A 25989-nucleotide genomic window follows, 5' to 3' on the forward strand; every position below is an offset into this window, starting at 1 on the left:
GCTCTCAGCCAACCCCGAACAATAAGAAAGCCGCCTCCCGATCGGGGAGGCGGCTTTCTCATATTTGGAGGGTATGTTGCCCGATCAGACGTCTTGACGTGTAATTTCCAGGATCAGGACATCAACCAGGTCACTGCCAAGGAAACGCCGTGCCTCTTCACGAAGAGAGGTTCGAAGCGGATCCAAGATTTCAGAGCGGGTGAATGCGCCACGGAAGCCCCCCATATTGGCATGATCAAACAGCACGCGCAGGAATACATCGCGAAGTTTGGGTTCGAAGGAATGTACCTTCCCAGACATGCCGGGCTTTGTTTCCAGGCTGAGCGACAAGACCACCATTGCAGTCATCTGGTCACGCTCGACCACCGGAATCACGAATTGGTTGTTGATCTTGATGAACTCATTGGGTTCGGCGTTTTCGTCTTCGGCCGCGTCTTCTTCGGCGTGCTCTTCTGCGTTTTCCTCTTGGCTTGCATCATGGCCTTCGCCCGCGGCAGCGACCTCAGAATCTTCGGGCGCAGGTGCGAGCATAATGCCCGCACCGATGCCGCCGCCAATGCCGATAAGCAGCATGATTATAGGAAGTAATTTCGCCATTATGACCTCCTTTAGAACGGCAGCACGGCATCAAGAACCTGCTGGCCATAGCGCGGTTGCTGCACATCTGTAATCTGGCCACGACCACCGTAGGATACACGAGCTGACGCGATTTTATCGTAGGTCACCTCGTTTTGCCGGCTGATATCATCGGGGCGCACGTAGCCGGACACAAGTAGTTCACGCAGTTCAAAGTTAACGCGCAACTCCTGCGATCCGCTAATGGCAAGAACGCCGTTTGGCAGCACATCCACAACCGTCGCCGCGACACGCAGTTCCAGCTTTTCACTACGGCTCACTGAACCACTGCCACCGGATGAGGAGTTACTCCCCAAGTCAATCAAATCGGCGCTGGACGCGCCATCGGGCAACCTTTCGTCAAGGCGCTGAGGCAAGCCCAAGAGCTGTGGCACCTGCATGCTTTCCGAGGAGTTTCTGGAACGCTTTGTGTCGTTGGAAATTGAGGCTTTCTCATTGATCTCAATCACCACAGTGAGGATGTCACCTTTTTTGGTGGCACGCCGATCACCGAGCAGGGAAGCGCGAGATCCACTCCAGAGCGAGGCATTGTCTACCGCGCGTTGCGTTTGAGACGTCAGCGGCAGGCCCTGATAGAGCATCGCCACGTGTTCCTGCGTTTCGTCTGCTGGCGTGAAGCTTGGTGGTTTACCGATGTGGTCCATACGGGCGCACCCGCCCACAAGACTAAGGCCAAGAACCGCACATTTTACTGCGAGAAGGGGTTTCATCAATTTACCTCAATATTTCCGTCCGCCCTGATCCGGCCTGTGACCGTGGTGCGCGAGGACAGGTTCATAACGCGGATCAGTTCACCTTCCGCGCCTCGGCCGAGCGAACGACCTTCTGTAGAGATTTCGAGACCGCCGTGGCGAAAGATGAGTTTCACCAGATCGTTGCGATCCACGAGCGCTGGCGGTCCGATATCGCCAGCGTGAATGGGACGGCTCGCATAGAGCGCAATCCTTGCTTCCTGCCCAATGATCTCGTTGGGGCTGCTCAGCGCACCGGGGGCCTCGACGTTTTTGAAAACGAGGTCTTCGGCTGCGATGATCTCCTTGGCTCGAATGGTCCGCACGGGCACCAGAATGTCGGCCAGTGCGGATTGAGCAAAGAGAATCCCGATGAGGATGGGCAGGAGTTTCATTTAGCGTACCTGTGTGGTTGCAGACATCATCTGGTCCACGGCGGAAATCACCTTGGAGTTCATCTCGTAACCGCGCTGGGCTTCGATCAGCTCAGTGATTTCGCGCACGGCATCAACCGAACTGTCTTCGAGATACTTTTGGCGCAGGGTTCCGACACCGTCTGCACCGGGTTCAGTCGTGTTGGGCTGGCCTGAGGCCTCAGTTTGTTTGAAGAGGTTGCTTCCCACTGCCTCAAGCCCCTTGGGATTGGTAAAACCCGACAGGGTCAACTGACCAAGCAGCTCTGCTTCGACCGTATCGTTGAAATAGGCGTAAACTTCGCCTTCAGCGTTGATCGAAATGGAATTTGCATCCTCCGGAATGGTGATTTCGGGCGACACCGGATAGCCGTCATTGGTGACGATTAATCCTTCGGCAGAGCGCTTGAACGAACCATCACGGGTATAGGCGGTTTCGCCAGATGGCAGGGTGACCTCGAAATAGCCGTTGCCGTCGATGGCGACATCCAACTCATTGCCAGTCTGCGACAAAGCGCCTTGATTGAGATAAACGGAAACCGCAGCGGGACGTACACCGAGGCCGACCTGAACACCTGTCGGCAGGACAGTGCCGTCAGAAGCATTCACGGTGCCAGCTCGTGAGATCTGTTGGTAATGCAGATCCGCGAATTCAGCCCGCCGCGCATTGTAGGCGGTGGTGTTCATGTTGGCGAGGTTGTTGGAGATCGTTTCGACGCGCAGTTGCTGCGCGCTCATCCCCGTGGCGGCGATTTTGAGTGCACGCATGGTTATCTCCTATGATTTCATAAGGTTGTCGATGGCCGCGCGGATGCGCTTATCTTCGTTATCGAGGAAGCTTTGCCCCATTTCATAAGCACGCTGCACTTCGATCATCCGGGCCAGTTGGTGGATGGTGTTGACGTTCGACCCTTCAAGGAACCCTTGCAGAACCTGCGCGCCTGCAGCCGGCAATGTCTCTCCTTCCACGCGGAACATCACGCCGTCCTCGCGCAGGATTTGAGCCTCCTCATCAGGGACAAATAGCCCGATCTGACCAAGCTGCTGTCCATCTGCGCTTAGCGTTCCATCCGCACCAAAGGAGATGCTTTCTGCGTCACCCGGAACGAACATCGGCGCCTGGCCTGCATCCAGAACCCGGTAGCCATCGGCCGTCACGAGATCACCTTCAGCATTGGGGGTAAAGTTCCCCGCCCGAGTGAGCCGGTTGCCCGCAGGTGTTTCCACCATGAAGAAACCATCGCCCTCAATCGCGAGATCAAAACTGCCATTGGTCTGGCTCATTGTGCCCTGTTCGAGGGAGGTGTTGCGGATATTCGCACGCCCCATCGAGAGGCTTTCTTGGCCTGGAGCTGATTTGACATACTCCGAGAAGATCAACCCCTCCGAGCGATAGCCGGTTGTCGCAGAGTTTGCGATATTGTTCGCCACGGCCTGCATTTCGTTCAGCAACCCGGACTGGCGCGACAACGTGGTATAGCCGATAGAACCCATTACAGTCCTCCTGTTCCCTGAATGAGGGGAATAATATGACCAGTAAAGAAGGCGACGAGCGTCTGCGTCATGGTTGCCATCGTCAGCCAGAAAACGACGAGGATGCCCGTGAGCTTAGGAACAAACGTCAGCGACATTTCCTGAATGGACGTCAGCGCCTGAAACAGACCAACCGTTAGGCCGATCACCAGTGCGGTGATGAGAATGGGCAGCGACATAGTAATCGCCGCCAGAATTCCCTGACGCAAAGTGTCGTAGAATATGCCTTCGGTCAGCATGGCTTAGACCGGCATCCGCAGGATTTCCTGATAGGCTTCGACGACCTTGTTGCGCACCGTTACTGCGGTTTCGACTGCAAGCTCGGTTTGGGCCAGCGCCTGTACCAGCTGATGGGGGTCTGCGCCGCCGGTCATGGACTGGACCGAAACCTGCTCGCTGTGGGCGAGCGTGTTGGTGAAGTCTTGAAAGCTGGTCTTGGCCTGCTCTTGCAGGGAGGCCGGGTTGTAGTCCGGATCAACCTTAGTAGCGGGACGAGCTGCGGCATAGCCGGAGGTGGCGGTAAGCGAACGAATATCCATTCTGGATCTCCAATCTGTTCAGGTTAGCGGCGTAAAAGATCCATCAGGGAGGACGACATTTGTCGTGTCTGATCGAACATTTTCAGGTTTGCCTCATAGGTACGCTGCGCTTCGCGCGCGTCCGCGATTTCGATCATCAGATCGACATTCGACCCCTCGTAGTGGCCAGTTTCATCGGCCAGTGGATGAGAGGGGTCGTAAACTTGCTCCAGTTCACTACGGTCGAGCGAAACGCGACCGACTTTGACTTGGCTTACGTCCGTTTCCAGATCACGCACCGCCTGAAAGGATACGGTTTTGCGGCGGTAGCCCGGAGTATCTGCGTTAGAGATGTTCTCCGATACATGGGTGAGGCGCGCAGCTTGAGCGCGCAGGCCACTGGCTGTGACGGACAGGGATTTGGAAAAGTCGCTCATTTCTCAGTCTCCTTGATTAGCTGCGGCCAAGGCTGGCGCGCAGCACGTTCATGGATGATCGGTACACAGCCAATGCGCGGTCATGTTGCCGCTTGGCTTCGATACCGTTGAGGATTTGCTCCTCAAGTGAGACGGAGTTACCGTTGGGGTCTACGGCCGAATCGTCCGTGGTGACCGCCCAATCAAACCCTGAGCCATTTGCGCCATTGATGTGCGAACTGCGCGAGGCAATCATGTCGCCCTGCGCTTCGCCTGCAGCAAAGACTTCTTTGAAGGGTTTAATATCCTTCGCGAGATACCCGGGGGTATCCGCGTTTGCGATATTTTCCGAGACAAGCGCCTGACGCTTGCCCGCATGAGTCGCCATTGAATAGGCGATATTAAAAACATTCAGTCTTTCGAACACCGGGGCTTCTCCCTCGATCAATTTCAATCAAGGCTTAACCCTGATTCCTTTAGAAATTGTTTTCAGAGGAATGTTGGAGAACCCGCAGATGATGAAATCGATCCAGGCGCTCAGTCAGGAACTGGCCAATACTCGCCTTGCTGCCCCCATGGGGCGGGTGACAGGTATTTCGGGTGGCGAGATCGAAGTGTCCGGCCTTGAGACACAGGCTCGCATTGGGGATCGACTTGTTCTCCGGCGCGGCAAAAAGGATGATCTCCATGGCGAGGTGCTGGCGATCGGTGCCAATCATATTCGAATGTTGCCGGATACTGCGCCGGAACGTGCCTCCATAGGGGATGCGGTGCTTCTCTTTGAAACACCTGAATTTGCGCCGGATAACAGCTGGATCGGCCGCGTCATTGATCCCTTTGGCGAGCCTTTGGACGGCAAACCTATGCTGCGTGGGGTCGAGAGCCGTGATCTGATGGAAAGCCCTCCCAAAGCCGCAGCCCGTCGTGGCTTGGGCAAGCGCCTCTCGACCGGGCTTGCCATCCTCAATACGGTGCTTCCCATCGTGACAGGCCAGAGGATTGGTCTTTTTGCGGGATCGGGTGTCGGGAAATCAACCTTGATGGCGCAGTTGGCGCAAAACATGGAAGCCGACGTCGTTGTTATGGCATTGATTGGCGAACGTGGGCGCGAGGTGAATCACTTCGTTAAGGAGGTACTTGGGCCGGAGGGGATGAAGCGTGCGGTTGTCGTGGCGGCAACCTCTGATCAGTCTGCTTTGGTACGCAGACGCTGCGCGTGGTCGGCGATGTCAGTGGCAGAACATTTCCGTGATCAGGGCTTAAACGTACTTTTTATGGCCGATTCCATTACGCGGTTTGCTGAAGCTCATCGTGAAATTGCTGTTGCTTCTGGTGAGGCACCAGCCCTTCGTGGTTTCCCGCCTTCGGTGACGCCATTGATTACGGGACTTTGCGAACGCGCTGGACCCGGCCTGGAAGGTCAGGGCGACATTACTGCGGTATTCAGCGTTCTTGTCGCCGGCTCCGACATGGATGAACCCATTGCCGATATTCTGCGCGGGGTTTTGGATGGCCACATTGTACTGAACAGGGAGATTGCGGAACGCGGGCGATTCCCAGCCATCGATGTTTCACGCTCCGTTTCGCGCAGCCTGCCTGCGGCAGCGACAAAAGAAGAAAACGAGATGATTTTGGCGGTCCGCAAGTTCCTTGGCGCTTATGAGCAATCCGAGGTGATGATCCGTGCGGGCCTGTATTCAGAAGGCAATGACCTAGTGCTGGATCAGGCGGTCAAAATCTGGCCGGAGCTAGATTCCTTTTTTGGACGCAACGAAACCGACGGCACCCAAGGAAGTTTCAACCGTTTGGCGCTCTTGTTGCGGCGTGCTGGCGGCGGCCGATAGTGGTATTTGATCGCCTGAAGCGGTAGCAACTGGCCTGCAAGGGCGGCACAGCTGAGCCATGGCTGCCCAACATCAATTCAAATTTAGCCGATCAGATAGAAAAACGCCCCATGAAACTGGGGCGTTTTTCATTTTGTCAGACTTTGAAGGCTCAGCTACGCAACATCATCAATGCCGCACTACCAGAGCTGTATCCGCTGCTGATATTGTTCATTTGCGAGCGCGTCAGGTACATGTTGACCAGCTCATCCATCTTATCGCGAGAAATGAACTCTGAAGGTTTGTCAGTGCCCAGCACTTGTTCTGCCTTGCGCCGATATACCCCAACAGCCTGATCGATATCCATTTGTCCGACTTCCTTGGGTAGGCCAAGAGCGACCTGCATGAACTCTGTCATCGCTTGCTGGCCCATGATCGTGTACCATTGCGAATTGGCGCTGGGGCCATCATCTTCGTCGTTCATAGTCCGCAATTTTTCCAATGCCTCTTCAAATTCTTTTTCAGCATCGGTTTCATCACTTTGGAACAGGATATCTAACTCCCGTTCAGCGATCTGAGAGTAATAGGTGATGAAAAATTCGCTTTCACCAGCGGCCTCGGCGTTGGTTCTGTAGGCCTCGCTCACGGCGCCCATCTGGTAGGGGCCGGTCAGTTCCTTGAGATCATCGGTCCCGAAAATTTCGACCGCTTTTTCTTTATAGATTGCAAGCTGCTCTTCGACTGTCAGCGCTTCAAAGGTCTCACCCGGTTCAAGCCCTGACGACACATCAAGAGCCGTATTCAGGAAACGAGGCACACCTGTTTGGCCCATGATACTGTACCAACCTGCGTCAACTGCTGCAGTGTCAGCCGCATCTGTGTCTCCTCCGTCAACCGCATCTTCCTTACCAAATGAGAATTTCAGGATCGTTTCTACGGTGCGGAGATTGCCCGAAATTTCACTGCTTCTCATGCCGGCTTCGGCCGCATTCTCTCGATACGTGTTCAACGTAGCGTCCAAGTTGGCGGCACTGGCAAAGATGTTTGGATCATCGGTACCAAACACTTCGATCGCTTTTTCCCGATAAATCCGCATCGCGTCACTGGTGTTGCGCGTCGCGATATCGTCAGGCAGTTCGAGGGCAACTTTCATAAATTCTGCCAATGGCTCTTGGCGCGAGATGAAGTCCCATTCCTCATTCAATGCGGCGTCGCGAGACACCATCTGATCAAGGATATGCTCTGATAGTTTTGCGATCTTGGCGATTTCAGCTGCGTCATCTCCGTCAACCGTGGCGCGTGTTTTAAACGCAGAAACGATGATTCCCTTATTCTCTCCAGAGAAGAACACGGTCGGATCTTCGGTGCCAAAAACAACCTGTGCGCGTTCGCGGTAGAGTTGGATACGTTCATCTTCCTCGAGGCCCGCAGCACCTGCCGGGATACGTAATGTTGTGTCAAAGAATTCTCGCAACGTATCGCGCTGAACGATGTCCTGCCATTGATCCTCGACAGAGGTTACGCCGGGTACGTCATCGCCCTTCCCATTGATCTCTTTCATCGAGAGATCAAATTCTCGCAGCGCACGCTCTTTCACGCTGAGTTGTGATACATCGTCTTCGTCCGGCTCGCCGAAGACTTCGATCATGGCGCGTTTGGCAAACAAAGCCGTGCGCATCGTTTCATCAACTTCGCCAACGGCTTCTTCAAACGAGGCAGACTGGAACTTGTCAATCACCGCCTGCATGGCTTTGCTGTCGCTGGTCATCGGGGACTGCCCGGGACCAAACCCAAATGCGTTGGAGAACTCAACGTAGCGCTCGTCATTCATCGTGTTGGCAAGCGCATCGCTGGCAGATGTGCCTTCGTTGAGCGCACGTTGCAGCAGGGCGCGATAGTTGATCTCCTCCTCAAGACCAAACGCCTTAACCGCCACCTGAAGCAGGCGGCGGTCGTTCAGTAAATCCTCGCTGGAGGTAACTCCGCCGATGTTCTCGGCGAAGTATTCACTGTCGTTTTTCAAGCTTCCCGACTTGACGAAGGCATCGTATTGCCGGTCATAGGTCGATTGCAGAAAATTCCAGCCCGCAACCCCTGATGAAGGAATGAGCGGTGTATAGGTCATTGCGCTCTGACGGCCATGAGCCGTTCCTCCCGGGGTAACAAAGCACGCAATGCTTTGAGGCAACGGTAGTGGTTGTTGCTGATCACAGCTTCGGTTGCTTCTGACAGGGCCGCACGGCTGTCCGGGTCGGTGAAGACCTGGCTCAACTCTTCGATCCGCCGCAGCATTGGCAGACGATCCTCTTCGGGATCGACATCACCTGACAGCACCAGCTGTGCTGCATAGCAAACCCGGCGTACCGGCGTATTCGCTTGTTCTGGATGAATCGCGTCCCGTAGGCGCAGGATATGCGCATCAGGGGTGACGATCGACAAGCGACTGCGGCGATCTCCGTTTTCGATTACGGCTCCATTGACCAGGACACGCTCTTTAGGGGCGAGTTTAAGGACCAATCCACTCATTTTCAGGACGCTCCGCTTCTAAGGCCACGCATGATGGCTGTGTTGATTTCGACCAGCGGCTGCACTGACGCCTTACGGGCCAGAACTTTGCTGCTGTGTTCACGCGTGAAGCGAGCCAGATGAAACAGGCGTTGTTTCAACTCGTCCGGCAGTTTGTTGCCGTCCTTGGCCAAATCCGAAGTGAAGAGTGTCCAGAGTTTGCGATTGTCGGAAACCGCTGCGACAAGATCCTTGAATCCATCCGAGCCCTTGCCATTCGCCACGATCATTCGATGTGTGATACGGGCAAGGATTTCATACTCGGTGTTCCGTGCTGTACGGGTCGGGGCTTTTGCCGCCGCATAGGCGCTCTTCGCCTTTAGAAGGGCATTCACGTGTTATCCTAACGTATTATTTTTCACTGATTCTCAGAGAAGTAAGGTAGTTGGGGCGCTGTTAAGCGCCCCAACTCAAAGGCGGATTTAGCGGAAGAGCTGCAGCAGTGAGCCCGGCGCTTCGTTCGCAATGGTCAGCGACTGCACTGCGAGTTCCTGCTGGGTTTGCAGGGCCGAGAGGCGAGCAGATGCTTCTTCCATGTCGGTGTCGGTCATTGTCGAGACACCCATGGTCATGGAGTCGACCAGGTTGCTTACGAATTCGGACTGATCGTCGAGACGAGCGGAGTCGGCACCAAGAGCCGCAGCACCGGTAATAGCTGTCTGCAGGAAGGTCTCGATCTCAGCGAGTGCAGAGGCTGCAGAGGCAGTGTCGGTGATCGCGGTCAGCGAAGAGGAAAGATCCAGATCACCTTCAAAATCGACGGAGTCGATGGTGATTTCAACTGCGGAGACTGTACCACCTGCGCCGACACGGTCCAGCGAGGCCAGAACGCCTACGTTGGTCGCGCCGTTGCCGTCAACATCGGACGCCAGCAGGTTGGCGCCGTTGAATTGTGCAGCGGAGATGATTGCGGCGACCTGATCAACCTTGGACGAAATGTCGTCCTGGATCTTGCCGTGATCAACGTTTTCGGACTGAGCGGAGACGATCAGTTCTTTGATTTCGGTGAGTTTTTCGACGATCTGTTCGGCGCCTGCGGATGCGACGGCAACGGTTGCCTCGCCGATGGACAGGCCTTCTTCGATCGCTTCAAAGCCCGCGATGTCGGATTCCATGGTTTTGGAGATCGCCCAAACGGCTGCGTTGTCTTTCGCAACGCCAATTTCCTTACCGGTGGAGATGGCTTTCTGGGTGTCGTTCAGGTCGGTGTTCACAGACTTGAGGGTCTGCAGAGCAACCATTGCACCATTGTTCGTCAGAATGCTGGACATAGCATGAGTTCCTTTGATTTAGGGCACTTTAGCCCTTGATTTGGTAATCCCAGCTCCGTTGCCGGAGCTCTCTCTGTCGTCGTTCTGACTGTGCTTCACCGTTCGGTTTCCGCGCCACCTCGCTTGAGATGCAAGGTGACATTGGCGTATTAGGTGCTAAGAGAGTGCTAAAGGCGCAATTTGCATTTTTAAAATTGTCCAGACCTCTGACGGCGTTACGCACGCTTCTCCAGTTTCAGGCTGCCTGTGGTGGCAAAACGGGTGCGTTGACCAGATTGATTGTACACCTCCAGACCCTTTCTCACCTTGCGCAGTTCAGACATACGGTTTGCGACCGCCTTGATGCCCTGCATCGCGCTGCCGAGCAGAGCTTGATTGCGGGTGACTTTGTTTTGCACGGATTCGAGTGCGCCGCTTTCCAGATCCGTGATGTTGTTGAGGCGATCAAACAGATCTTCTTTGCGTGCGAGAATATCTTCAAGTTTATGGAGTTCGCCATTGGTCAATGCACCGCGCTCTTCTTCCAGCAGCGTGTCGAGCGCATTGATAATGGCTTGCGGGGTTTGATCGGTAAGTGCGCTCATTCTTGAGAGTCCTTCAGTGAGTTGTAGATTGATTCTGCGAGCCCAATGCCGCCAGCTTCTGCCATTGCGCGTGCCTGCTCATTGACCAGAAGGCCAGCAAACTGATCTTCACCAGCGCCGCCACCAAAGGCTTCAGGCGCTTTTCCGAGACCAGCGGCTTTGAGCATTTCAGAAAGAAAGGAGGCTTCGAGATCAATCGCAGCCTGCCGCAACGCTTGATCTTTTGGATCGTTGGCTTGCGGATATGGGACCGCCGTTACGGGCGTCGAAACATGTGTTACGGGCATTTTGCCTCAGTCCTGATACTGTGTCGAATTCTTCGATATTTTTCAGTTTCGCGAAAAGCGGTTAAAAATGCCGTAACCGATTTCATTTATTCAGGATGCACACGAGATAGAACATCCGGTGGATCATGATTACGAAAATCCTTACGACTCAATCAGTTGGCAGTACGCCTGCTGAGTCGTCAAAGCGAACAGACCCGGCGCGCCGGGGCGGTGATTCATTCGAGTCCGTCCTCGCCCGCAAAGCAAACGAACAAGATCAAAACTCCTCCAAAGGAACAGTTGAGGCAGACGCCCCAACTGGTGAAGAGGCTAAGTCACAAGAGGTGAATGGTGATCAGTTAGCTGATGAACCAGCACCTGAATCTGAATCAGCACCCGCTTCTGAGGAGACCTTCCCCTTTGAGTCATCTGATAAAGATGCTGAAGCTGACCCGCTTGTTGTGGGTAACAGCACGGCCGAAGAGGGCGAGACCTCCTCAGATGTGCATACGGAGACAGATCCCGAGTTTCACACATCAGAAGAGAGCGATGCTGCTGAAATAGTAGCAGAGGCCGGGGCAGTTGCAGTACAAGCGCCGCTTGCGCAGACATCGACTGTAACTGAAGAATCGGCAGTCGAAACGCCTTCTAAAACAGAAGCTTTGCCTCGCACGATGCCACAGGCAGAAGCGGAGATTGAAGACAGTCAGCCCATTGCCACCCGTGCAGGTCCTCTGTCTGATACGCAGGAACGCAATGGAACGTCCGTACTTTTGAACGCGCAGCGTGAAGAGGTGCGTCAGCAGCGAGTGATCGGTCCGACGCCACCTGAGACGAAAGGGCAGCCGGTCGTTCAAACGCAAGCTATGACGTCAGCCGAGGCTTTGAAAACAGCTCCTCCAGTTGAGGTGGGCAAAGAAGAAATTCGTGCTCGGGATATGCCTCTGACTGCAGTGCAGGCTCAGGCGGCGACCACGGTTGTGAGCGCTCGGGCTCAAATAAGCGCAGGCGACACGAGGCAGTTGCATTCGGCTGCAAACGGGACGGCTCAGACCTTGGCAACAGCCCAAGCTCAACTGAGCGACACCGTCCTCAAATCAAGCTCCGCCGTGGTCACGAGCCTTATGGGCACAGGCGATGCGGCGAAAGTTGGTGAGGATATCCTAACCCAGCGTGGAGCAGAAAGCTTTGCTCTGCCACAGCTGCTGGCGGAGGCATCGGTGCGATCAGGGGCGTCTAGCTTTCGTGCTGAAACACCGCGTCATGTCGCACAACAACTTGCAGAAGCCGTCGCGACTGGCGGCAAGCGCAATGTGGACGTGACTCTGAACCCGCGTGAGTTGGGGCATGTGAACATGCGCGTGATGACCACTGATGTGGGTGTCACGGTCACCATCAATGCGGAACGCCCGGAAACCGAAGATCTGATGCGGCGGCATATTCAGGATTTGGCCCGCGAGTTCAAAGAAATGGGCTTTTCTGACATCTCTTTCCAGTTTGGTTCTGACGCGCAGGCGGGCCAATCCGAAGATGGTGATGGCAATGGCGGCGCAGGTGGATCGGGTCTTCAGGGTGAAGGCGACGCTGTCGAGGAGACGCAGTCTGGCCTTCCATTGTCACAACAATTGAACATCGCAGCCGACCGGCTGGATATAAGGATATAAGAGCATGACCACTCCAGTTACAGGCGCAGGTACCCAGCAAACGGCCAATGGCGGCGCGGCCGCAGGCAAACAATCTGCGACCAGCGCGCTCACATCAGATTTTGAAACGTTCTTGCGGCTGATGACGACTCAGGCAAAGTATCAGGATCCACTGGAGCCGATGGATTCGTCTGATTACACAGCGCAGCTGGCTCAGTTCTCGTCGGTCGAACAGCAGGTTCTGACCAATGAAACGCTGACCAGTATGCTGACGGCTCTGTCGCTTTCCAACATGTCTCAATTGACCGGTTGGGTCGGCAAAGAAGTGCGTGCGCAAGCCGCGGCTCACTTTGATGGATCGACTCCTATTTCTGTGGCACCGAATCCGGCTGCAGTCGCGGATAAGGTGGAAATGGTCATCTATGACGCCGAGGAAAATGAGGTTGGGCGGGTCGAATTGCCTGTCTCTGCCGAGCCTTACCAGTGGAATGGTAAGGACGGGGAGGGCGAAACCTTGCCCGAGGGATCTTATACCTTTGTGATTGAGAGCTCGTCCAAGGGTGAAGTGATCCTCTCAGAAGTTGCGGAAGTCTATGGCGTTGTTGAGGAAACTCAAAACGTGAATGGTGAAGTGGCCTTGATCCTCGAGAGCGGAAGCGCCATCCTCGCCACCTCGGTTACTGCGTTGCGTGACCCGGATACGCCGTCTGGCAGTTCCTGATCCGCAGCATTAACCGGGCCTCATGATCGCCGGGGCAGGTGGTGATCCGTTCAGCGGAGCGTTCTTGCCTCTATCTGCGCAACACGAGATCCAGACAGCCCTGTTTCGCCATCTGGCGCAGCAGGGCTGGTCTATGTCTGCCCCTGTTGTGTTGACGGGTGGACGCAGCAACTATGTCTGGCGGTCAGGCGACAGAGTGGTGAAACTCTATCGAGAGGGCTGTCAGAACCCGCTATTTGCCAATGAGTGGGGACGCGAAAGATCTGTGCTATTGGCGCTCAATGGAACCGGTATGGCACCCCGTTATCTGGCGCATGGAACGTGGCAGGGGCGGGCATGGCTTATTTATCGTCATGTCGCGGGTTCGCGCTGGCATGAAGATGCGGGTCATGTAGCGCGGTTGTTGGGCATTCTGCATGACCAAACGGCGCTTCCGGATCTTCCAGCAGGCCGCAATGGATCTCGTGCGTTGACAGAGCAAACGCGTGAGATTCTTGCGCAGTGTTCTACGGACGCAGGTTTAGTGTCGATGGCCCCGCGGGGTGTGGTGCCGCCGACATCGCAGGTTTGCCTGATCCATGGCGATCCGGTACCCGGGAATCTCGTGGCTCATGATGGCACTTTGACTTTGATCGACTGGCAATGTCCGCAGCTGGGTGATCCGGCAGAAGATTTGGCAATGTTTCTCTCTCCCGCAATGCAGCACCTTTATCGCGGGCGTGTGTTGTCATCTGAGGAAGAGGCGCAGTTTGGTTTAGCTTATCCGGATCGCAGGGTGGTGGCGCGCTATTACGCGCTGAAACCTTGGTTCCACTGGCGGATGGCGGCGTATTGTGCGTGGCGCGGGGATCGGGAGGCGTGTGATCTGGAAGTGGCCGAGCTTCAATCGAGCAGGCTCAGGAGCCCATAGGCAGGCGGCATCAGCAGACGTCTGGCGCGCCCCAACGGGAAGCGAGGCAGGCGCTGCAGGACCTTTGAATAGGGCATATCGGGGGTGTTACCCTGTACGAGTTGCGCCAGAAGCGCGCCGGAATAGCTGCCCATGGCAACACCATTGCCGTGATAGCAAAGCCCCGCGAACAAACCCTGATGCTCTGGAACGGACCCCACAAAAGGCACGAGGTTTCGCGAAAGGCAGACCATCCCAGACCAGCTATGTGTGGTTTCCACATGCTTCCACTTCGGAAACAACCCTTCAAAATGGCTACGCAGTAGGGCGCGAATCTTTTGCTCGGAGCGGGGTGAAGACGTCAGCCCTCCGCGCATCCCGAACAGAAATCGCCCATCCGGCATCAGGCGAAAATAATGCAGCATATGGCGTGTGTCGTAGGTCATCTGCGCCGATGTCCAACTCTGCATCGCCTGTTCGTCCGGTGTGATGGGCCGCGTGACCATCACTGTGGACTGTGCTGGCATGTAGCGGCCGGCGAGCCAATCGGGCAGGTTTTCGCTGGAATATCCGTTGGTTGCGATGACCATCTGTGCGGCGCGCAACTGACCTCTTGGCGTGACAGCGTGCCAGTGTTTGCCGTCATGGTGCAGGCTGATCGCAGGGCTGTTCTGATAGAGATCTGCACCTGCTGATTGTGTAGCATCTGCCAAACCAAAGAGATATTTACGTGGATTGAGCGCAAAACCTACAGGGGTGGTGAGCGCGCCGTGAAAGTTTCCGCCCAGACCCTGGGCAGCCAGTTGAGGGGCGTCGACGAACTCGGATCGCGTGTCTTCCGCCTCTCGCATCAGAGCGGTGCGGGCCTTGGCGGAATGCGCCATGACGGTTTCGCCCTGTGAATGTGTATCCGCATCAATCCCATGGCGGGCGATCAGCTGTTCTACCAAGTGGACGGCGGCCTCCTCGCCCGCCTGATAGACCTGTGTTTCCTGACTGCCGTGCAGGCGCGACATGGCGCGCGCGCCAAGCTTTGCGCCGCCGAGGCAACAAAATCCGCCATTGCGCCCTGATGCGCCCCAACCGGGTGATTCGGCTTCCAGGACTGCAACCCTCAGCCCCGCCTCCGACATATGCAGTGCGGCCGAAAGCCCGGTGAAACCGCCACCGATGATCGCCACATCAACGGTCTGATCCCCCTGAAGCTGTGGCCAGATGGGCGCAGAGCAGGTCTCATCCCACCAGCAGGTGCTGCGTGGACCTGCCCCATAGGCGTAGTCGGAAAAGATGCGGCGCATCATGCGGTGCGCACCGCTTCCTGTTCTTCGCGCCGCTGCTTCACCAATGCTCGTTTGCTAATGAGCGATGCGCTGATCACGCCGACAGTGACGATGCCGATCATAATGGTCGAGAGCGCATTGATCTCCGGGCTGACACCGAGCCGCACGGCCGAGAAGATCTTGATCGGCAGGGTCGTCGCGGCTGGGCCGGTTGTGAAAGAAGCGATCACCAGATCATCAAGCGACAGGGTGAAGGCCAAAAGCCAGCCGGAGACCACGGCAGGTGCGATAATTGGCAGTGTGACCAAGCGGAATGCTTGTGCTTGAGAGCATCCGAGATCCAGCGCCGCCTCTTCCAGAGAACGATCAAATGTCGCAAGCCGTGAAGAGACCACAACGGAAACGTAACACATGGCAAACGTGGTATGTGCCAGCACAATTGTCAGCACACCACGGTCCAAGCCGATGCCGATGAACAGCAACAAGAGCGACAGGCCGGTGATCACTTCAGGCATGACCAAAGGCGCGTAGATCATGCCGGAAAACAACGTCCGGCCCATAAAGCGTCCGCCGCGCACCATGACGTAAGCCGCCATGGTTCCAAGCACGGTGGCGATGGTTGAAGAGAATACTGCAACCTTTACGGTAACCCATGCGGCTTGCAGCATGGCCTCATTCTGCATCAGCTCGCCGTACCATTTGGTCGAAAAGCCTGCCCAGACCGTCACCAGTTTGCTTTCATTGAAGGAAAACAGGATCAGGATCAGCATCGGAATATAGAGGAAGGCAAAGCCAAGCGTCAGCGAGACCACATTGAATGCGCTCAGACGTTTCATGCGTCGCCCTCCTGTTCTTTTTGCTGATTGCGTTGGAACAAAACGATCGGCACCACGAGGATCAATAGCAGGATCACTGCAACCGCGCTTGCCACCGGCCAATCGCGATTGGAGAAGAACTCCTCCCACAGCACTTTGCCGATCATTAGCGTGTCAGATCCGCCGAGCAACGAAGGGATCACAAATTCGCCCATTGCCGGGATAAAGACGAGGAAACAGCCCGCGATGATGCCCCCTTTGGACAGGGGTATGGTCACCAGCCAGAACGCCGATAGGCGCGAACAGCCCAAGTCCTCGGCCGCCTCGATCAGGCTGTCGTCCATCCGTTCCAGCGCCGCATAGATCGGCAGAATCATAAACGGCAGATAGGTGTAGACGATGCCGATATAGACGGCGGTGGTGGTGTTCAGGATCTGCAGAGGTTCGGATACAAGGCCGGTCCACATCAGGAACTGATTGAGGAAGCCTTCGTTCGACAGGATGCCCTTCCACGCATAGACACGGATCAGGAATGAGGTCCAAAACGGCAGAATCACCAGCATCATCAGCGTCGGTCGCCATTCTTCGGGCGCGCGCGCCATGCCATAGGCGATGGGGTAGCCCACGATCAGCGTTAGCAGGGTCGATGTCAGCGCGATCTGAAGGCTACTGAGATAGGCTTTCCAGTAAAGGTCGTCCTCGATGAGCCATGTAAAGTTCTCAAAATCCAGTTCTGCGAAGAACGCGCGAATGCCCTCAGCCCACTCGAACTGTGGGACATAGGGGGGGCGCGCGATAGCCGCATCCGAGAGCGAGATTTTAAGGACGATGATGAAGGGCACCAAAAACAGTGCCAAGAGCCAGACGTAGGGAACAGCGATCAGGAAAAAACGGCGCATCACTCACCCAGCAAGACGCCGCCGGTGGCTGTCCAGGACAGCCAGACGGTGTCTTCCCATGTGTAGGCACGACGCGAAATGCGGCGGGTGTTGGCGGTTTGTGCCTTGATCACATCGCCGGTGGGCAGTTCGACGTGGTAGGTCGAGAGGTTGCCGAGATAGGCGATATCCAAGACCTTGCCCTGCACGGCATTATCGGCGCTTTCGGGTTTGTCGGCGCTGATGGTGACTTTCTCAGGGCGGATCGCCAGATGTGCGGTTTCGCCATCAGAGATTGTGTTGGGGGATTTTACGACCAAAGGTGCGGCACCCTCGCGCCAGTGCAGCGCGTATACGCCTTCACCAGTTGCGGTAACCGTGCCCTCGATCAGATTAACGTCGCCAATGAAATCAGCGACATAGACGGAATTTGGTGCCTCGTAAATATCTGCAGGTGTGGCGACTTGCATCACCTTGCCATTGTCCATCACGGCGACCCGGCTCGCCACTGTCATGGCTTCTTCCTGATCGTGGGTAACGATCACAAAGGTGGTGCCGGTCTTTTCCTGAATGTCCATCAGTTCGAACTGGGTTTCTTCGCGCAGTTTCTTATCGAGTGCGCCGAGCGGCTCATCCAAGAGCAACAGTTTGGGTGCTTTTGCGAGACTGCGGGCCAGTGCCACCCGTTGGCGTTGTCCGCCGGAAATCTGATGCGGTTTGCGACGGGCGAATTTTTCCAGCCGGGTCAGGCGTAGCATCTCTTCGACGCGTGCGTTGATATCATTGCGGGGCAGGCCTTCGCGTTTCAGGCCAAAGGCGATGTTTTCCCAGACACTAAGGTGAGGAAATAACGCATAGGACTGGAACATCATGTTCACAGCGCGTTGGTTTGGGGGAACGGGTGCGATATCTTGCCCGGCAAGGAAAATCTTGCCTTCTGTTGGGGCTTCAAAGCCTGCAAGCATCCGCATCATTGTGGTTTTTCCACAGCCAGACGGACCCAATAGCGCAAAGAACTCGCGCTCAAAAATGTCGATGGTCAGGTCGTCGATTGCAGTGAAATCGCCAAAGCGTTTGGTCACATTCTGGAATTGGATCAGCGGCTTAGCCTGCGGATCGGTCCAGGGTTCAAATACCGGTATTGCCAAGTCTGCCCCCATGCGGGCGGCCCAAAGCCTGCCCGTCGTCTTCTGTCAGTCGGGGCAGGGCGCCTGTGTACGCCGCCCTGCCGGAGGTTCGGTCTGATGGGTCTCAGGTGCCGGATTTCACACGGGTCCACAGGCGTGTCACCACGCGCTGTACTTTCTGCGGATATGGACCTTTGATGTAAGTATTTTCCATCGCAGCGGCAGAGGGGTAGATCGCCGGATCTCCGATCACGTCTTCGGCCAGAAACTCTTGCGAGGCTTTGTTGCCATTGGCGTAATACACATAGTTCGATGCGGCAGCCATATTCTGAGCGTCGAGGATGAAGTTCAGAAACTTATGCGCTCCGTCCGGGTTGGGTGCGTCCGTTGGAATGGCCATCTGATCGAACCACATCAACGCACCCTCAGATGGGGCGTTGTAAGCGATTTCCACACCGTTATCAGCCTCGGCCGCGCGGTCGCGGGCTTGCAAAATGTCACCGGACCAGCCGAAGGCGACGCAAATATCGCCATTCGCGAGCGCATTGATATATTCAGAAGAGTGGAATTTCTGCACATAGGGGCGCACGGCTTCCAGCACGCCTGCTGCCTGCTCCAGATCGTCTTTTTCGTGGCTGTTGGGGTCTAGCCCGAGATAGGTCAGTGCGGCAGGGATCAACTCATCCGGGGCATCAAGGAAATGCACGCCGCATTCGGATAGCTTTTCCATGTTGGCGGGGTCAAAGACCAGCGAGAGACTGTCGATCGGGGCATCTTCGCCAAGGGCCTCGGTCACTTTGCCGAGATTGGTCCCCATGCCTGTGGTGCCCCACATGTAGTTGATCGAATAATCGTTGTTTGGATCAAAACGCGCGGTGCGATCCTGAATGACGTCCCAGACATTGCCGTAGTTTGACAGCTTGTCCTTGTCGATCTTCTGGAACACACCCGCTTGGATCTGGCGCTGCAGGAATGAGCCGGTGGGCACCACCACGTCATATCCAGAACCACCGGCGAGCATCTTGGTCTCAAGCAGCTCATTGGAATCGAAAACGTCATAGATCAGGTCAATGCCGGTCTCTTCTTCGAATTTCGCCAACAGCGATTCGTCGATGTAGTCGGACCAGTTGTAGACGCGCACTTGCTCAGCCGAAGCGGCGGCTGCGACGCTGAGTGCGATGGCGGACACGATGGTGGCCGTTGTGATTTTCATGAGAATCTCCCCTGTGCATACCGGCGTCTTTTCCGTCCGGCTGTGGGCTATTTTGATCAAGTTTTGCCTCATCCGGCAAGACACTTTATGTTTTCATCTGTATTTCCTTCGTGCAAGCTGTCCGAAAATGAGAAGGATCCAAGCCCGGTGAATGTGCCAAATCCGCCATCCGTTTCCCCCGTCGAAGGGGCCGCAAAACTCCCCGCGCATGAGCAAGTTTATCAGCGTCTGCGGGCGCAGATATTGTTTGGTGAACTGGCGCCGGGGCAGGCGGTGACGATTCAGGGTCTGGTGGAGGCATTGGACAGCGGCATGACACCTGTGCGTGAAGCGATCCGCAGATTGATCTCTGACGGGGCGCTGGTGTTTCAGGGAAATCGTCGCGTTTCTGTTCCTGAACTTCGTGCAGAAGATGTGGATGAGCTTATTTTTGCAAGAAAAACAATGGAATGTGAGTTGGCCCGTCGTGCTGCAACCCGTATTCCTGCGCCTGCTGTAGACGCGCTAGAAGCGCTCGATCTGCAATTGGATGTCGCCATAGCCAACGGTGATGTGGCCGGGTATCTGGCGCTCAACTACGAGTTCCACAGCAGGCTCAATACCCATGCGGATGCGCCGATCCTTGCGGATCTGGCGGATCGTCTCTGGCTGCGCTTTGGCCCGTCGCTTCGGGTGGTCTGCGGACGCTTTGGCACACAGAGCTTTCCAGACCGTCATAAAGACATCCTTGAAGGCCTGCGTAAAAAAGATGCGGATCTTGTCGCGCTGGCGATGGAACGGGACGTCTTGCAGGGCATGGAGCAGGTTCGAGCGGGGCTGACTCCGATCAACTGATTCGATTGACAGTGTGATTTTTGATCATATTCTGGACGAAAGCTTCCCGTTCAGGAGTGTCATCAATGACGACGATTACCAACCATCTGCCGACCGCAGAACTGCAGGCGCTGGATGCGGCGCACCACATGCACCCTTTCACCGCAAACGGCGGTCTGGCGCAGAAGGGCGCGCGGGTCATCACGCGCGCCAATGGCGTCACTCTGACCGATAGCGAAGGTCACGAGATCCTTGATGCGATGGCGGGACTTTGGTGCGTCAATATTGGCTACGGTCGCGACGAACTGGCCGAGGTGGCAGCGCGCCAGATGCGCGAACTGCCGTATTACAACACCTTCTTTCAGACCACCCATGTGCCTGCCATTGCGCTCGCGGCAAAGATCGCTGAACTGGCGCCGGGCGATCTGAACAATGTGTTCTTTGCCGGTTCCGGTTCCGAGGCTAATGACACCAACATTCGCATGGTGCGTCATTACTGGGCGATGAAGGGCAAACCGACCAAATCCATCATCATCTCACGTAAAAACGCCTATCACGGTTCCTCGGTGGGCTCTGGTTCTCTTGGTGGTATGTCGGCCATGCATGCTCAGGGCGGTCTGCCGATTCCGGATATTCACCACATCGACCAACCGCATTGGTGGGCCGAAGGGGGCGATACCAGCCCTGATGACTTTGGTCTTCAGCGCGCGCAAGAGTTGGAGAAAGCCATTCTCGAACTGGGCGAAGATCGGGTCGCGGCCTTTATTGCGGAACCTGTGCAGGGTGCTGGTGGTGTTATCGTGCCGCCCGCAACCTATTGGCCCGAGATCCAGCGTATCTGTGATAAATATGAAATTTTGCTGATTGCAGACGAGGTGATCTGTGGCTTTGGCCGCACCGGGAACTGGTTCGGTTCTGAGACAATGGGTATTCGCCCCGACATCATGACCATCGCCAAAGGGCTGTCATCAGGTTACGCGCCGATTGGTGGATCTATTGTCTCCGACGAGGTGGCAGGTGTGATTGCGCAGGATGAGTTCAATCATGGCTATACCTATTCCGGGCACCCGGTGGCCGCTGCTGTGGCCCTAGAGAACCTGCGTATTCTCGAAGAAGAAAACGTATTGGATCACGTCCGGAACGTGGCCGCGACCTATCTCAAGGAGAAATGGGAAGCGCTGACGGACCACCCGCTGGTCGGAGAAGCGAAGATTGTCGGTATGATGGGGTCCATTGCCCTGACACCGAACAAAGAAACGCGCGCAGCCTTCGCCTCTGATGCAGGCACTGTTGGCTTCATCTGTCGTGAGCGCTGCTTTGCCAACAATTTGGTGATGCGTCATGTGGGCGACCGGATGATTATCTCACCGCCGCTGGTGATCACACCGGAAGAAATTGACACGCTGATCGCACGGGCGACCAAATCACTGGACGAGTGTTATGCCGAACTTCAGGCACAAGACCTGCTGAAATCGGCAACTTGATCACTCAGTTTGGTGATTCGAATTCATCACAAGGGGCCTTGAGTGGCCCCTTTTTTATGCATTCGTCTAAAAAAACCTCGCCAGCCCTGTTGTACTCACCGGTAAAATTATCCCAATATGACGCAAAAGATCTAGTTTGGGTCGTAAAACTACCGGGTGCGTCGAGTGATCGTCCCAGAGTGTTAAGAAACCCACTGCGAAGCTGAACCGGACATATGCGTGCCGGTTGCACAGTGGAACGGCACTGTGCTTACACTAAGTCATCAAGAGCGGAGCAAATCCGCCACAAATAAGAACATAAACGGGGAGCCTGATTTGGCCGATGCGTCGAATACTGACGCGTTCGTTGAATTCGAACGCGTGCAAAAGAGCTATGACGGTGAGACACTCGTCGTCAAAGATCTAAACCTCACCATGCCCAAGGGCGAATTCCTGACCATGCTGGGACCGTCGGGGTCGGGAAAGACAACATGTCTGATGATGCTGGCAGGTTTTGAAACCGCCACTCACGGCGACATCCGGCTGGGCGGGGTGTCGATCAACAACATTCCACCGCACAAACGTGGCATCGGGATGGTGTTCCAGAATTACGCCCTGTTTCCACATATGACGATTGCCGAGAACCTCAGTTTCCCGCTCGAGGTTCGCAAACTGGGCAAGTCCGAGCGCGAAGCAAAAGTCAAACGCGCGCTCGATATGGTGGAGATGGGGGACTTCGGAGGCCGTCGTCCAGCGCAGCTCTCCGGTGGTCAGCAACAGCGTGTCGCCCTTGCACGCGCGCTGGTGTTTGAACCTGAATTGGTGTTGATGGACGAGCCACTTGGGGCGCTCGACAAGCAGCTGCGTGAAAAAATGCAGTTCGAAATCACCCACTTGGCGCACCAGCTGGGAATCACCACGGTTTACGTGACCCACGACCAAACTGAAGCGCTGACCATGTCGGACCGCGTTGCCGTGTTCAACGATGGTCGCATTCAGCAGCTCGCACCGCCGGACCAATTGTACGAAGAGCCTGCGAACAGTTTCGTGGCGCAGTTCATCGGCGAGAACAACACGCTTGAAGGTGTGATCAAGGAAATTGGCGAAGGCCGTGCCTTGGTGCAGCTCGATGGTGGCGAGTTGATCGATGCCATGCCCATCAACGTGTCCGAAGTCGGTCAGCGCACCCGCGTGTCGATCCGCCCGGAACGTGTGGAATATAACAAGGAACGCCTGCAGGAAGGCGTACATACGCTCAAGGCGGAAGTGTTGGAGTTCATCTACATGGGTGACATCTTCCGCACTCGCCTGCGTGTGGCGGGCAATGATGAGTTCATCATCAAAACCCGGAACGCCCCTGATCAGGTTCGTCTTCAGCCCGGCCAGCAGATTGAAATCGGCTGGCTGCCCGAAGACTGCCGCGCTCTGGACGCTTGATCGCGACCGGCAGCGCATCGGAACCCCCGGCGAAAAAACGGATCGGGGGACCCACATCTGAAACTCAAACTAAAAGATTCAGTGTCTCAACAAGGAGAATACACTATGAAATTGCGTAACCTGTCGGCTCTGGCCGCCACGACCGCACTCTGCGCGCCGATGGCTTTGGCTGCGGATATGGCGAATGAAATGACCCTGGTGTCCTGGGGCGGTGCCTACCAGCAGAGCCAATTGAAAGCTTACGTTGAGCCTTATCTGGAAATGAATCCCGACGTGACCGTTGTCTGGGATGAGAGCTCTGCTGAAGCCACCGCAAAGCTGCGGGCGATGTCCGAAGCGGGTAACGTCACCTGGGATCTGGTTGACGTTGTCGCTTCTGATGCGATGCGCCTGTGCGACGAAGGTCTGGCAATGGAAATCGACCCGGACGAAGACCTTGCTGCAGCCCCTGACGGTACCTCTGCGTCTGACGACTTCGGTGACTTGCTTGTCTCTGACTGCTTTGTTCCGCAGATCGTTTACTCCACCACATTCGGCTACCGCACCGATTTGGTAGGTGACACGGCGCCCAGCTCCGTTTGCGACGTGTTCGACCTTGAAGCCTTCCCGGGCAAGCGTGCGCTGCAGAAGCGTCCGATCGACAACATGGAATGGGCTTTGTTCTGCGACGGCGTTGCCAAGGACGAGATCTATGACGTTCTGGACACCGACGAAGGCGTAGCGCGCGCGCTGGCCAAACTCGATACGATCAAGGATAGCGTCGTATGGTGGAGCGCTGGCGCTGAAACACCGCAGCTGCTGGCGGACGGTGAAGTTGTCATGGGTTCGACCTACAATGGCCGTCTGTTCTCTGCGATTGCAGAGCAGGACCAGCCCATCGGCATGCTTTGGGACATGCAGTCGTTCGATCTGGATGGCTGGATCGTACCGGAAGGCCTGCCTGAAGATCGTAAAGCGCGCGTGATGGACTTCCTGAAGTTCGCCACAGACACCCAGCGTCTGGCCGATCAGGCGAAATACATCTCCTACGGTCCTGCGCGTGCATCCTCTGCACCGCTGGTGGGTAAGCACGAAGAACTGGGTATCGACATGGCACCGCATATGCCGACCGACCCGGCCAACGCGACCAACGTGCACATCTATGACTACGAGTGGTGGGCAGACAACCGCGACGATATGGACGCAAAGTTCCAGGCGTGGCTGGCTCAATAATCTCTCGCACGTAATGTGAGTACGGATCCGGGAGGGGGCCGGGCATTCTGGCCCTCTCTCCACCAAAGATAATAATAATACCCGCACCAACACCCCGGGGGGCTCCCTTAAATGAGCGACACAACCGATACCGGACCGGTCCTTGCTGCAGATGGCACGCCGCTAAAGCGTAGCCTCGCACGGGCGCTCCGGATGCAGAAGATGCGCGCGCTGGCCTTGATCGCACCGCTCCTTCTCTTTGTTCTGCTGACATTCATTCTCCCGATCGGCGACATGTTGTTCCGATCAGTTGAGAACAGCATCGTCTCTGAGACGCTGCCGCGCACAACCGCAGCGGTGCAAACCTATGACGCTGACGGCGGCGAGGCACCGCCAGAGTCGACGTTTGACGCCTTGGCCTATGATCTGGTTGTCGCCGCCGAAAAGAAGGTCCACACCCGTGTCGGATCGCGTCTGAACTATGAGAACGCGGGTATCTCCTCGCTGTTTCGCAAGGCAGGCCGCAAAGTCGATGACATGGGCGAGGTCTATCTGGACCAATTCGTTGAGCTAGACCCGGCGTGGGAAGAGCCGCAGGCGCTGATCGCGCTTTTTGCAGATCCAAGCTGGGCTGCATCGGCCGGTGGCGAAGATGAACCCCGGTTTGAGTACTCTTCCGCTGCGGCCGAGGTTTTGCCCGGCGCGACGGATGCTTATACTGCGTGGGCGCGCACTATTCAGACAGAAGATCAGGACAGCCCGACCAAAGAGGAGCCATGGGCGCCGGTCTATATGGCGCTGTACCATGATCTGGCGGACAACCCCGATGCAGCCTCTGCGTTTGAAGGAGACACTGCCGCACGTCTTGCAACTGCCGCAGCAGCGATCCAGTCGCCCGAGTGGCAAACCATGTCTACCCGCGATGCATTTGTGGACATAGACGAGGATTGGGCAGATCCGGAAGTCTGGCGCACCATCAAGACCTACTCCAGCAAGTACACGAACGGTTACTTCCTGAATGCTGCCGATTTTCAGAAAGGCCATGACGGTCCTGAACTGCGCCCTGAGCTGCAGCGCATCTATGGTACATTGTTCCTGCGCACTATGATCATGTCGCTTGCTATCACGGTCAGCTGTATCGTGCTTGGCTATCCGGTGGCATGGATTTTGGCGAATCTGCCGTCACGCACCGCGAACGTTCTCATGATCCTCGTGCTGCTGCCGTTCTGGACCTCACTTTTGGTGCGGACATCGGCGTGGAAAGTCATGTTGCAGCAACAGGGGGTTATCAATGACGTTCTGGTTTGGCTGGGGATCGTAGCAGACAATGACCGTCTGGTGATGATCAACAACCAATTCGGTACTATTGTGGCGATGACCCACATCCTGCTGCCGTTTATGATCCTGCCGATGTATTCGGTGATGCAGACAATTAACCCGTCTTATTTGCGGGCTGCGAAATCGCTGGGGGCGACCAATTGGACGGCTTTCTGGCGAGTGTACTTTCCGCAGTCGGTACCGGGCATCGGGGCGGGTTCAATCCTCGTCTTCATTCTGGCCATTGGTTACTACATCACGCCGGAACTGGTTGGTGGTACGAAGGGCGTGTTCATCTCGAACCGGATCGCCTTCCACATCTCGCAGTCTCTTAACTGGGGTCTTGCGGCGGCACTGGGCACGATCCTCCTCGTGGTGGTTCTGCTGCTCTACTGGGCCTATGACAAGATCGTCGGCATCGACAATGTGAAGCTGGGATAAGACAA

At 56.0% G+C, this 25989-nt stretch carries 29 protein-coding genes; 9 read left to right on the forward strand and 20 right to left on the reverse strand.

Annotated elements, in window-relative coordinates:
* Positions 1-84: 84 nt before the first annotated feature.
* Genes QNI81_RS14385 through QNI81_RS14425 form a run of 9 tightly spaced genes read right to left on the reverse strand, consistent with a single transcriptional unit; the run spans position 85 to position 4674 of the window.
* On the reverse strand, positions 85-597 hold the full coding sequence (locus QNI81_RS14385) for a flagellar basal body-associated protein FliL (RefSeq protein ID WP_283966938.1): 513 nt from the start codon (positions 595-597) through the stop codon (positions 85-87).
* Positions 598-608: 11 nt separating this feature from the next.
* Positions 609-1346: a flagellar basal body L-ring protein FlgH gene (gene flgH, locus QNI81_RS14390; RefSeq protein WP_039983277.1), complete on the reverse strand. Its 738-nt coding sequence runs from the start codon at positions 1344-1346 to the stop codon at positions 609-611.
* Positions 1346-1762: a flagellar basal body P-ring formation chaperone FlgA gene (flgA, locus tag QNI81_RS14395; protein ID WP_065325526.1), complete on the reverse strand. Its 417-nt coding sequence runs from the start codon at positions 1760-1762 to the stop codon at positions 1346-1348. The genes flgH and flgA overlap by 1 nt, the downstream gene beginning before the upstream one ends.
* Entirely contained in the window at positions 1763-2548 is a 786-nt protein-coding gene (gene flgG / locus QNI81_RS14400; RefSeq protein ID WP_005607928.1) for a flagellar basal-body rod protein FlgG, read from the reverse strand.
* A gap of 9 nt (positions 2549-2557) precedes the next feature.
* Positions 2558-3274, reverse strand: coding sequence for a flagellar hook-basal body complex protein (locus QNI81_RS14405; RefSeq protein WP_283966939.1), 717 nt, complete (start codon positions 3272-3274; stop codon positions 2558-2560).
* Positions 3274-3552 carry a flagellar biosynthetic protein FliQ gene (locus QNI81_RS14410; protein ID WP_009177988.1) on the reverse strand — a complete coding sequence of 93 codons (279 nt, stop codon included), beginning with the start codon at positions 3550-3552 and terminating at the stop codon, positions 3274-3276. Before QNI81_RS14410 ends, QNI81_RS14405 begins: the two co-directional genes overlap by 1 nt.
* 3 nt (positions 3553-3555) lie before the next feature.
* Entirely contained in the window at positions 3556-3852 is a 297-nt protein-coding gene (gene fliE, locus QNI81_RS14415) for a flagellar hook-basal body complex protein FliE (RefSeq protein ID WP_005607934.1), read from the reverse strand.
* 23 nt (positions 3853-3875) lie between these two features.
* Entirely contained in the window at positions 3876-4268 is a 393-nt protein-coding gene (flgC, locus tag QNI81_RS14420) for a flagellar basal body rod protein FlgC (RefSeq protein WP_005607937.1), read from the reverse strand.
* A 16-nt stretch (positions 4269-4284) separates the two neighbouring features.
* The gene (locus QNI81_RS14425) at positions 4285-4674 is read right to left on the reverse strand and encodes a FlgB family protein (protein WP_046002044.1); all 390 of its coding nucleotides are present in this window, start codon (positions 4672-4674) and stop codon (positions 4285-4287) included.
* Between the two features lie 88 nt (positions 4675-4762).
* Here QNI81_RS14425 and QNI81_RS14430 point away from each other — a divergent pair, with 88 nt between their 5' ends.
* Positions 4763-6091: a FliI/YscN family ATPase gene (locus QNI81_RS14430; protein WP_065321589.1), complete on the forward strand. Its 1329-nt coding sequence runs from the start codon at positions 4763-4765 to the stop codon at positions 6089-6091.
* Between the two features lie 151 nt (positions 6092-6242).
* On the opposite strand, the gene QNI81_RS14435 is transcribed toward QNI81_RS14430, so the two are convergent.
* The 6 genes from QNI81_RS14435 to QNI81_RS14460 all read right to left on the reverse strand — a co-directional run bounded on the left by QNI81_RS14435 (position 6243) and on the right by QNI81_RS14460 (position 10777).
* On the reverse strand, positions 6243-8195 hold the full coding sequence (locus QNI81_RS14435) for a DUF1217 domain-containing protein (RefSeq protein WP_283966940.1): 1953 nt from the start codon (positions 8193-8195) through the stop codon (positions 6243-6245).
* Positions 8192-8596, reverse strand: a complete 405-nt coding sequence (gene flbT / locus QNI81_RS14440; protein ID WP_005607958.1) for a flagellar biosynthesis repressor FlbT — start codon at positions 8594-8596, stop codon at positions 8192-8194. The genes QNI81_RS14435 and flbT overlap by 4 nt, the downstream gene beginning before the upstream one ends.
* Before the next feature lie 2 nt (positions 8597-8598).
* Complete coding sequence (flaF, locus tag QNI81_RS14445; protein WP_005607961.1) at positions 8599-8970, reverse strand: flagellar biosynthesis regulator FlaF; 372 nt, start codon at positions 8968-8970, stop codon at positions 8599-8601.
* Between the two features lie 87 nt (positions 8971-9057).
* Positions 9058-9906, reverse strand: a complete 849-nt coding sequence (locus tag QNI81_RS14450) for a flagellin N-terminal helical domain-containing protein (RefSeq protein WP_126136030.1) — start codon at positions 9904-9906, stop codon at positions 9058-9060.
* A gap of 215 nt (positions 9907-10121) precedes the next feature.
* Entirely contained in the window at positions 10122-10490 is a 369-nt protein-coding gene (locus QNI81_RS14455; RefSeq protein ID WP_005607966.1) for a flagellar protein FlgN, read from the reverse strand.
* Positions 10487-10777 carry a rod-binding protein gene (locus tag QNI81_RS14460; protein WP_005607969.1) on the reverse strand — a complete coding sequence of 97 codons (291 nt, stop codon included), beginning with the start codon at positions 10775-10777 and terminating at the stop codon, positions 10487-10489. The genes QNI81_RS14455 and QNI81_RS14460 overlap by 4 nt, the downstream gene beginning before the upstream one ends.
* A 125-nt stretch (positions 10778-10902) precedes the next feature.
* Between QNI81_RS14460 and QNI81_RS14465 the strand changes: the two genes are divergently transcribed.
* Genes QNI81_RS14465 through QNI81_RS14475 form a run of 3 tightly spaced genes read left to right on the forward strand, consistent with a single transcriptional unit; the run spans position 10903 to position 14030 of the window.
* Positions 10903-12420: a flagellar hook-length control protein FliK gene (locus tag QNI81_RS14465; RefSeq protein ID WP_283966941.1), complete on the forward strand. Its 1518-nt coding sequence runs from the start codon at positions 10903-10905 to the stop codon at positions 12418-12420.
* A 4-nt stretch (positions 12421-12424) separates the two neighbouring features.
* Positions 12425-13120 carry a flagellar hook assembly protein FlgD gene (locus QNI81_RS14470; RefSeq protein ID WP_283966942.1) on the forward strand — a complete coding sequence of 232 codons (696 nt, stop codon included), beginning with the start codon at positions 12425-12427 and terminating at the stop codon, positions 13118-13120.
* 22 nt (positions 13121-13142) lie between these two features.
* On the forward strand, positions 13143-14030 hold the full coding sequence (locus tag QNI81_RS14475) for a phosphotransferase (RefSeq protein ID WP_283966943.1): 888 nt from the start codon (positions 13143-13145) through the stop codon (positions 14028-14030).
* Here the strand turns inward: QNI81_RS14475 and QNI81_RS14480 are convergent.
* The 5 genes from QNI81_RS14480 to QNI81_RS14500 form a co-directional block, all read right to left on the reverse strand.
* Positions 14003-15310 carry an NAD(P)/FAD-dependent oxidoreductase gene (locus QNI81_RS14480; protein WP_283966944.1) on the reverse strand — a complete coding sequence of 436 codons (1308 nt, stop codon included), beginning with the start codon at positions 15308-15310 and terminating at the stop codon, positions 14003-14005. The two genes, QNI81_RS14475 and QNI81_RS14480, sit on opposite strands and share 28 nt — an antisense overlap.
* Complete coding sequence (locus QNI81_RS14485) at positions 15307-16125, reverse strand: ABC transporter permease (protein ID WP_009178010.1); 819 nt, start codon at positions 16123-16125, stop codon at positions 15307-15309. Before QNI81_RS14485 ends, QNI81_RS14480 begins: the two co-directional genes overlap by 4 nt.
* On the reverse strand, positions 16122-17003 hold the full coding sequence (locus QNI81_RS14490; RefSeq protein ID WP_005607984.1) for an ABC transporter permease subunit: 882 nt from the start codon (positions 17001-17003) through the stop codon (positions 16122-16124). The genes QNI81_RS14485 and QNI81_RS14490 overlap by 4 nt, the downstream gene beginning before the upstream one ends.
* On the reverse strand, positions 17003-18142 hold the full coding sequence (locus tag QNI81_RS14495) for an ABC transporter ATP-binding protein (protein ID WP_172599649.1): 1140 nt from the start codon (positions 18140-18142) through the stop codon (positions 17003-17005). The genes QNI81_RS14490 and QNI81_RS14495 overlap by 1 nt, the downstream gene beginning before the upstream one ends.
* A 91-nt stretch (positions 18143-18233) precedes the next feature.
* Entirely contained in the window at positions 18234-19322 is a 1089-nt protein-coding gene (locus QNI81_RS14500; protein WP_065330202.1) for a polyamine ABC transporter substrate-binding protein, read from the reverse strand.
* 87 nt (positions 19323-19409) lie between these two features.
* On the opposite strand from QNI81_RS14500, the gene QNI81_RS14505 reads away from it, so the two are divergent.
* The 5 genes from QNI81_RS14505 to QNI81_RS14525 all read left to right on the forward strand — a co-directional run bounded on the left by QNI81_RS14505 (position 19410) and on the right by QNI81_RS14525 (position 25984).
* A complete protein-coding gene (locus QNI81_RS14505) occupies positions 19410-20156 on the forward strand; it encodes a GntR family transcriptional regulator (RefSeq protein ID WP_283966945.1) in 747 nt (248 codons plus the stop codon).
* A 65-nt stretch (positions 20157-20221) separates the two neighbouring features.
* Positions 20222-21619 carry an aspartate aminotransferase family protein gene (locus QNI81_RS14510; protein WP_283966946.1) on the forward strand — a complete coding sequence of 466 codons (1398 nt, stop codon included), beginning with the start codon at positions 20222-20224 and terminating at the stop codon, positions 21617-21619.
* Between the two features lie 315 nt (positions 21620-21934).
* Positions 21935-23035 (forward strand): ABC transporter ATP-binding protein, encoded by a 1101-nt coding sequence (locus QNI81_RS14515; protein WP_009177852.1) that lies wholly within the window; start codon positions 21935-21937, stop codon positions 23033-23035.
* Positions 23036-23140: 105 nt separating this feature from the next.
* Positions 23141-24247, forward strand: coding sequence for an extracellular solute-binding protein (locus QNI81_RS14520; protein WP_065331464.1), 1107 nt, complete (start codon positions 23141-23143; stop codon positions 24245-24247).
* Between the two features lie 111 nt (positions 24248-24358).
* Positions 24359-25984, forward strand: coding sequence for an ABC transporter permease (locus QNI81_RS14525; RefSeq protein WP_283966947.1), 1626 nt, complete (start codon positions 24359-24361; stop codon positions 25982-25984).
* Positions 25985-25989: the final 5 nt, after the last annotated feature.

The sequence above is a fragment of the Tritonibacter sp. AK171 genome, assembly GCF_030127025.1.
Lineage (GTDB): Bacteria > Pseudomonadota > Alphaproteobacteria > Rhodobacterales > Rhodobacteraceae > Epibacterium > Epibacterium mobile.